This window comes from Faecalimonas hominis, from assembly GCF_054660755.1.
On sequence record NZ_BAAHSH010000036.1, the window covers coordinates 23,987 to 31,650 of the forward strand.

General features: G+C 38.4%; 6 protein-coding genes. 2 read left to right on the forward strand and 4 right to left on the reverse strand.

The genetic code is table 11. The annotated features are described in order from the left end of the window. Nucleotides 1-10 precede the first annotated feature (10 nt). From ACYQ35_RS06900 to ACYQ35_RS06915, 4 genes are all read right to left on the reverse strand, one after another. Complete coding sequence (locus tag ACYQ35_RS06900) at nucleotides 11-1,162, reverse strand: sodium ion-translocating decarboxylase subunit beta (RefSeq protein WP_459831551.1); 1,152 nt, start codon at nucleotides 1,160-1,162, stop codon at nucleotides 11-13. 63 nt (nucleotides 1,163-1,225) lie between these two features. Continuing rightward, nucleotides 1,226-1,573: a biotin/lipoyl-containing protein gene (locus ACYQ35_RS06905; RefSeq protein ID WP_459831554.1), complete on the reverse strand. Its 348-nt coding sequence runs from the start codon at nucleotides 1,571-1,573 to the stop codon at nucleotides 1,226-1,228. 23 nt (nucleotides 1,574-1,596) lie between these two features. Next, the gene (locus tag ACYQ35_RS06910) at nucleotides 1,597-2,361 is read right to left on the reverse strand and encodes an OadG family transporter subunit (protein ID WP_459831557.1); all 765 of its coding nucleotides are present in this window, start codon (nucleotides 2,359-2,361) and stop codon (nucleotides 1,597-1,599) included. Between the two features lie 14 nt (nucleotides 2,362-2,375). After that, on the reverse strand, nucleotides 2,376-3,812 hold the full coding sequence (locus ACYQ35_RS06915) for an acyl-CoA carboxylase subunit beta (RefSeq protein ID WP_459831561.1): 1,437 nt from the start codon (nucleotides 3,810-3,812) through the stop codon (nucleotides 2,376-2,378). A 502-nt stretch (nucleotides 3,813-4,314) separates the two neighbouring features. Between ACYQ35_RS06915 and ACYQ35_RS06920 the strand changes: the two genes are divergently transcribed. Then, nucleotides 4,315-5,685 carry a peptide MFS transporter gene (locus tag ACYQ35_RS06920; RefSeq protein WP_459831564.1) on the forward strand — a complete coding sequence of 457 codons (1,371 nt, stop codon included), beginning with the start codon at nucleotides 4,315-4,317 and terminating at the stop codon, nucleotides 5,683-5,685. Nucleotides 5,686-5,823: 138 nt separating this feature from the next. Further along, entirely contained in the window at nucleotides 5,824-7,611 is a 1,788-nt protein-coding gene (locus ACYQ35_RS06925) for an aminopeptidase P family protein (protein ID WP_459831567.1), read from the forward strand. Nucleotides 7,612-7,664 lie beyond the last annotated feature (53 nt).

A 7,664-nucleotide genomic window follows, 5' to 3' on the forward strand; every position in this document is an offset into this window, starting at 1 on the left:
TCCTCCATCTTTATTTAACACCAAAAATCGCCATAAATGTTCCGGCTGCAACAGCAGTACCGATAACTCCCGCAACGTTTGGTCCCATTGCATGCATCAATAAGAAGTTTGTAGGATCTGCCTCCGCACCGACTTTCTGCGAAACTCTGGCCGCCATAGGCACTGCCGATACACCCGCTGAACCGATCAGAGGATTTACTTTTCCGCCGGTCACCTTACACATCAATTTACCGAACAGCACACCTGCCGCCGTACCAAACGCAAACGCTACTAATCCTAAAGCTACAATTTTGAGTGTGTCCATATTCAAAAATGCTTCCGCACTTGTCGTTGCCCCTACAGATGTTCCAAGAAGAATAACAACGATATACATAAGTGCATTTGATGCCGTTTCCGTCAACTGTCTTACCACACCGCATTCTTTAAACAAGTTACCTAACATAAGCATACCAACAAGTGGCGCTGTTGTAGGAAGAATTAAAGATACGACAATTGTAATAATGATTGGGAAGAGGATTTTTTCCAACTGAGAAACCGGTCTCAACTGTTCCATTTTGATTTTACGTTCTTCTTCCGTTGTCAATAATTTCATAATTGGCGGCTGAATAATAGGAACTAATGACATATAAGAATATGCCGCAACCGCAATTGGTCCTAAAATAGCAGTCTGCTGTAATTTACCTGCAAGGAAAATAGATGTCGGTCCGTCTGCCCCACCGATAATGGAAATAGCAGCCGCAGCCTTGTCTGAAAATCCCACCGCCATAGCGCCTAAGTATGCTGCAAAAATACCAAATTGTGCAGCTGCTCCCAAAAGGAAACTTTTCGGGTTTGCAATCAGAGGACCAAAGTCTGTCATTGCACCTACACCCATAAAAATCAATGATGGAAGAATTGCCCACTCATCTAATAAATAGAAGTAATGCAGCAATCCGCCGACTCCGTTTGAAGACTCTTCAATCGACAACATAATGTCCGGATAAATATTTACCAATAACATACCAAAAGCAATCGGAACTAACAAAAGCGGTTCAAATCCTTTTCTAATTGCTAAATATAGGAACCCGCAGGCAACAGCAATCATAACATAGTTTCCCCATGTTAAGTTAAAAAACGCCGTCTGGTCCATGAGGTTTCCTAATGTACTTGTAATGTATTCCATTTTTTAACCTCCCACTTTACGTTAAATTTGGGAATTTACAATTATTTTTCATATTTGTAATTCCTAGTTCAATGTAGCCATTACTGCTCCTGCTTCTACTGCATCACCAACTGCTACATCAATACTAGCAACTGTTCCGTCTTCAGGTGCTACTACCGGAATTTCCATCTTCATTGCTTCAATAACGATTACTGTATCTCCTCTTGAAACTTTCTGTCCTACACTTGCTTCAATTTTGAATACCTTACCTGCTGCCCCTGCTTTTACTTCAATGTTTCCTGCTGCCGATGCCTGTTTCTGTACAGGCGCTGCCGGTGCGGCTGCTCTCTGTACAGGTGCTGCTCCTCCAACTTTTTCTTCTACCGTTACGTCATATACGTTTCCGTTTACTGTGATTGTATAATTTTTCATTATGATTTCCTCCTAAATTCATTCTAATTCCAATTATTTGACGTTCTTCGTTTGATTGAACGAACAACAAAGTCATCTGATGATGTTCCTGTTTCTGCTGCGATTGCCGCTGTGATAACCGCCACCAATTCCAAATCGTCCATAGCCGGAGTTTCGTTTTGCTCCACTACTACAGGTTTCTTTTCTACTGTTTCCTTTTGTTCTTCTTTCTTTCCAAATTTTCCTATAATAGAAGGAATATATTTTAATAAAGAAATAATAAACGCAAGGAAAATTAATACAACAAATACCGTTCCCATACCCAATACAGTATTCATTCCCGCTTTTTCAAGAATTTCCGCTGTTGTGTATTTCGCAGAAACGTCCATAGATTCCATATTCAACTTATCGTCAAATTTGAATTCAATAGTCGCTTTTCTGTCTTCGTATGTTGCTTCCGTACTTAAAGTAACTTCCTTTGTTCCCGCTTCAATTTCATATTTGCCGTGCTTTTTGTATTCTCCACACTCGTCAATGGCCGCCTGCCATGAATGAATCATGGAAACAAACTCTTCCTTCTGCATAGGAAGTCCCGACTGCAGTAACATCATATTTACCTGTAATTCCGAGCCGTCCTCGTACTGTGCAAACGTTTCATCGTCCATATCTGAAAAACTTTGAATAATGATTTCCGCGTTCTGCTCCAGTAATTCCTTATCATACTCTATCGTTTTCTTCTCACTCCCACAGCCGACAAAACTGAATGTAAGCACAAAAACGCATAGTAATAAACTAATTCTTTTTTTCACTTTGTCTCACCTCACTAAACCGTTCCGTGTTTTTTTGATGGACGTTCTTCCCTCTTTGTAAATAACATTTCAAACGCTCCAATCACATACTTTCTTGTATCTGCCGGGCTGATGATTGTATCTACGTAACCTCTTCTTGCTGCCGAAAGCGGACTGGACTGTAATTCTTTATATTTCTTCGCTTCCGCCTGAATTGTATCCGCATCTGCATCTGCATACATAATTTTTGCTGCCAATTCAGCATTCATCATACCGATCTCCGCCGTAGGCCATGCGTATACCATGTCTGCACCGATTGATTTACTGTTCATCGCCACATAAGCGCTTCCGTATGCTTTTCCTACAATTACATTTACTTTTGGAACTGTTGCATCTGCAAAAGCATATGTGAGTTTCGCAACTTCTCTCGCAATATTCTTTTCCGAACATTTTGTTGCTTCAAATCCTGTTACATTTGTTAAAGTAAGAACAGGAATATTAAACGCATCACAGAAATCCACAAATTCTTTTGCTTTTCTACAACCTTTTACAGTTAAATCAGTTGCATATTCTTCCTGAAGATTTCCTTCTTCGTCAAAACGTTTTGAACAGTTTGCAACTGCCCCCACAGTCATTCCATTTAAACGGATAAATCCTGTTACCATCTCTTTTGCATATTCTTTCTTTGTCTCAAAGAATACATAATTATCTGAAAGCATTGCCAAAGTCATTCTCGCATCGCCACAGGCATTCTCAATACCTTCACAGACTCTGTTTAAGTCATCTGTGCATTCATCATATGACTGATCGTCTTCATTATTAGCCGGAAGAATTGTCACAAGAGAACGAATCTGGTTTAAAATCTCTTCTTCTGTTCCAATATCATCAATCAAGCCTGTTTCTTCGCTTTGGAATTTTGCTGATGCCGTATCACATTTTTCTACTGAATTTCCCGATATTGCATTTGGTGAATTTACAAATAATTTTCCTTGTTTTTCTTCCATAAAAGTAAAATCAGTGAGAGCAGGAACCATCGCAAGTCCCCCGCCGCAAGTACCGAATATGGCAGTAATCTGTGGAATCACTCCCGAAGCCATTGTCTGTTTTAAATACAAACTTCCAAAACCGTGAAGTGCATCTGTCGCTTCCTGAAGTCTTAATCCCGCACAATCAATCAATGCGATAACGGGTGCTCCCATCTTCATTGCCATATCATAAATAGCCGCGATTTTTTTTGCATGCATTTCTCCGATAGCACCGTTCAGTACAGTAGCGTCCTGACTGTATACATATACAAGATTGCCGTCGATTACTCCATATCCGGTGATAACACCGTCTGCCCGAGTCTCTTTTGTCTGCATATTGAAATCTGTTGTTCTTGCTGTGACAGCACCGCCGATTTCAACGAAACTTCCCGAATCAAGTAAAGCGGCAATTCTCATACTTGCCGGGTTTGCTGTTGTGTTGCTCATGTTTAAGCCCTCCATTTTCTTTAAATTTCTATTAAATTTCTGAAAAATTCAACCAAATTCTCTGCCGATTATATTATATAATACACTATTCTAAATAGCAATGGTTTTTATAAAAGATTTGACATTTTTTTCACATACTTTTTATTTCATTTTTCCGCTCTTTTGACTATTAAATTTTTCTTAAGTTTTTCTAAAAAAAGAAAATAATTCTATTTGCACACCACTGCTTTTTATGATATAATCAGTTTTACGGGATAAATGATTACATCAGTAAATTCCTAACATTTTGTCTCTATCCCATATCGGACAAATGTTTGTCCATACAGGCAAAACGTTAGAAACGTGTACATTGAAAACAGTATACCGCTTTAAGTTATGTAAGTCTGGAGCCTTACATACCACGAAGAAATTTTGTTTTCATATTTGCACGACAATTCTGGTGGCAATCTCTTTATTAACTAAAGAGAAGACAAATTTTATTATTTATTGGAGGTTTAAACTTATGGGCGCAACAGCAAAAAAAGGAAAATATCCTATTGGATATTGGATTTGTTGTATTACTTACACATTTGAACGTTTCGCTTTCTACGGTTCAAAACCACTTTTAGCACTTTTCCTTGCAACTTCAGTTGCAGAAGGTGGTATTGGACTTAGCGAAGTTGATGCCGCTCCTATCGCAGCAGCATTAACATCATTTACTTACATCACACCAATCGTAGGTGGTTGGATTTGTGACCGTTTCTTAGGTGCCAGATACGCAGTAACACTTGGTTGTATTTTAATGGGTATCGGATATTTACTTGGTTGGCAGTCACACAGTGTCGGAATGGTTTGGGCTATGATCGTTGTAGTTGCTATCGGTACAGCATTCTTCAAAGGTAACCTTGCCGCTATCATCGGACGTTTGTTTGACGATGAGAAACTTCTTGACACTGCTTTCTCAATCCAGTATTCATTCGTTAATATTGGTGCTTTCTTTGGTTCAATGATTGGTGCGGCATTATACATGTCAACATTCAAAGAAGGCGATGTATTAGGATTCAGACAGGTATTCCTTCTTTGTGCAATCATTATCTTCATTGGTGGTGCTATCTTTACAGCATGCTATGGATTGTTACAGGGACAGGGTAAATTACCTTTCAAATATCTTACAGATACACAGGGAAATGTTATCGGTCAGGAAAAACACGAAAAGAAAGAAAAATCTACTGCTCCACTTACAACATTACAGAAGAAAAATGTATTGGCTATTCTTTTAGTTTCATTATTCTCAGTTGTATTCTGGTTGGCATACTATCAGCAGGACATTTTCCTTACATTCTATATTCGTGATAATGTAATGCGTACAGTTGGTGGATTTGAACTTTCACCTGCTCATTTAACAACAACATGGAACGGTTTATTATGTATCTTCATGAGTTTGGCTGCTGCTAAACTTTGGGAAAGACTTGCAAACAGACCAAAGGGTGACTTATCTATGTTCCAGAAAGTTACTTTATCATTCGTATTCTTAGGATTATCTTACGGAGCATTAGCACTTATGGACATCGTAAGAGGTGCTGGTAAAGCACACTTCTTATGGATTTGTCTGTTCGGTGTATTAATTACTTGTGGTGAAATTTGTTTCTCTCCACTTGGAAACTCATTCGTAAGTAAATTCGCTCCGAAAAAATACTTATCATTATTAATGGGTATTTGGACAATGGCTTCTTTCGTTGCTTCAACAATCAATGGTGAAATCATGAAACTTGTTGAAAAAATGGGTGACTTTAATATCATGTTAGCATTCATGATCATTTCATTCGTTTGTGCAATCGTTATGTTCTTCTTAATCAAACCATTAAACGGTTTAACATCAGAAGGCGAAGAATAAGAATTAACTTTACTTAAAGCTCCATAAAAAAACAGTCTGAAATCAGGCTGTTTTTTTATATGAAAATATTGATTCTATTTTTTTCTGTGATAAAATATTAGTATAGTTTAAATTATATGAATAGGAGGTTATTTCAACATGAAAGTAACAGAAAGAATTGCAAACCTTCGTTCACTAATGACAGAAAAAGGAATTGACGCTTACGTTGTTCCAACTGCTGATTTTCATCAAAGTGAATATGTAGGAGAACATTTCAAAGCAAGAAAATTTATTACAGGATTTAGCGGCTCTTACGGAACTGCTGTCATTTTAAAAGATGATGCAGGACTTTGGACTGATGGAAGATATTTCTTTCAGGCAACAAATGAATTGGAAGGAACCGGCGTCCGCTTAATGAAAATGTTTGTCGGTGACACTCCTTCCGTAACTGAATTTCTTGCAGCAAACATTAAAGAAGGGGGAAAAGTAGGATTCGACGGCCGTGTATTATCCATGGGCGAAGGACAGGAATACGAGGAAGCCCTTTCACCAAAAAACATTTCCATTGACTATTCAGAAGATTTAATCGACGCAGTCTGGACTGACAGACCTGCTCTTTCGGATAAACCTGCATTTTTCCTTGAAGAAAAATATTCAGGAGAAAGTACTGCTTCCAAATTAGAACGTGTACGTCAGGTTATGCGCGATCACGGTGCTACCGTTCACGCCATCGCCTCTCTTGACGATGTATGCTGGCTTTTGAATGTTCGTGGAGATGATATTGATTTCTTCCCACTTTTACTTTCTTATGCAGTAGTAAAAATGGACTGTGTCGACTTATATGTTGATGAAAATAAATTAAACGATGAAATCTTAGCCGAATTAGCAAAAAACAACGTACATATCCACCCATACAATGATATTTACGAAGATATCAAGACACTTTCGGCAGACGAAACCATTATGATCGATCCAATGAAAATGAACTATGCGCTCTATAAGAACATTCCTTGTAAGATTGTAGAGCACGCAAACCCTACTATTCTTTTTAAAGCGATGAAAAATCCTGTAGAATTGGAAAACATCAGACAGGCTCATATCAAAGACGGTGTTGCCATTACAAAATTCATGCATTGGGTAAAAACACGTTACGATAAAGAGACAATTACTGAATTAAGTTCCGCTGATAAGTTAACAGGTTTCCGCGCAGAACAGGAAGGTTATATTCGCGACAGTTTTGAACCGTTGTGTGCATTTAAAGACCATGCGGCAATGATGCACTATTCTCCTTCCCCTGAATCTGATGTCAAATTAGAAAGAGGCGCTTTCTTCTTAAATGATACAGGCGGAGGATATTTTGAAGGTTCTACAGATATCACAAGAACATTTGTACTTGGTTCTGTTGACGATGAAATGAAAAAATTTTTCACTGCAATTGTGCGTGCTATGATGAATTTGTCAAGAGCAAAATTCTTATATGGCTGCTACGGATACAATCTTGACATTCTCGCAAGAGGACCTATTTGGGATTTGGGATTGGATTTCCAGTGTGGTACAGGACACGGTGTAGGTTACCTCGGAAATATTCATGAAGCGCCTACAGGTTTCCGCTGGTATGTTGTTCCAAGCAAAAACGAACACCACCAGTTAGAAGAAGGTATGGTCATCACAGACGAACCGGGTATCTATGAAGACGGAAAATTCGGTATCCGTATCGAAAATGAATTTATCGTTAAGAAAGCAGAACAGAATAAATACGGACAGTTCATGGAATTTGAGACAATCACTTTCGCACCTATCGACCTTGACGGTATCGATACACAGTATATGACTAAATTTGAGATTGATTGGCTGAATAACTACCACGCACAAGTATATGAAAAAATTGCTCCTCATCTTACAGATGAAGAAAGAGAATGGTTAAAAGAATATACTCGTGCTATATAGGTTCTTCATATTTCCATTTTCTCAAAAAGGAGGGGCGAGAGTATGAAACTTTT

Bases quoted from the DNA above. Each gene is read 5' to 3' on its own strand.
- ACYQ35_RS06900 (WP_459831551.1), bottom strand. From the start codon at position 1,162: ATGGAATACATTACAAGTACATTAGGAAACCTCATGGACCAGACGGCG.
- ACYQ35_RS06905 (WP_459831554.1), bottom strand. From the start codon at position 1,573: ATGAAAAATTATACAATCACAGTAAACGGAAACGTATATGACGTAACG.
- ACYQ35_RS06915 (WP_459831561.1), bottom strand. From the start codon at position 3,812: ATGAGCAACACAACAGCAAACCCGGCAAGTATGAGAATTGCCGCTTTA.
- ACYQ35_RS06920 (WP_459831564.1), top strand. From the start codon at position 4,315: ATGGGCGCAACAGCAAAAAAAGGAAAATATCCTATTGGATATTGGATT.
- ACYQ35_RS06925 (WP_459831567.1), top strand. From the start codon at position 5,824: ATGAAAGTAACAGAAAGAATTGCAAACCTTCGTTCACTAATGACAGAA.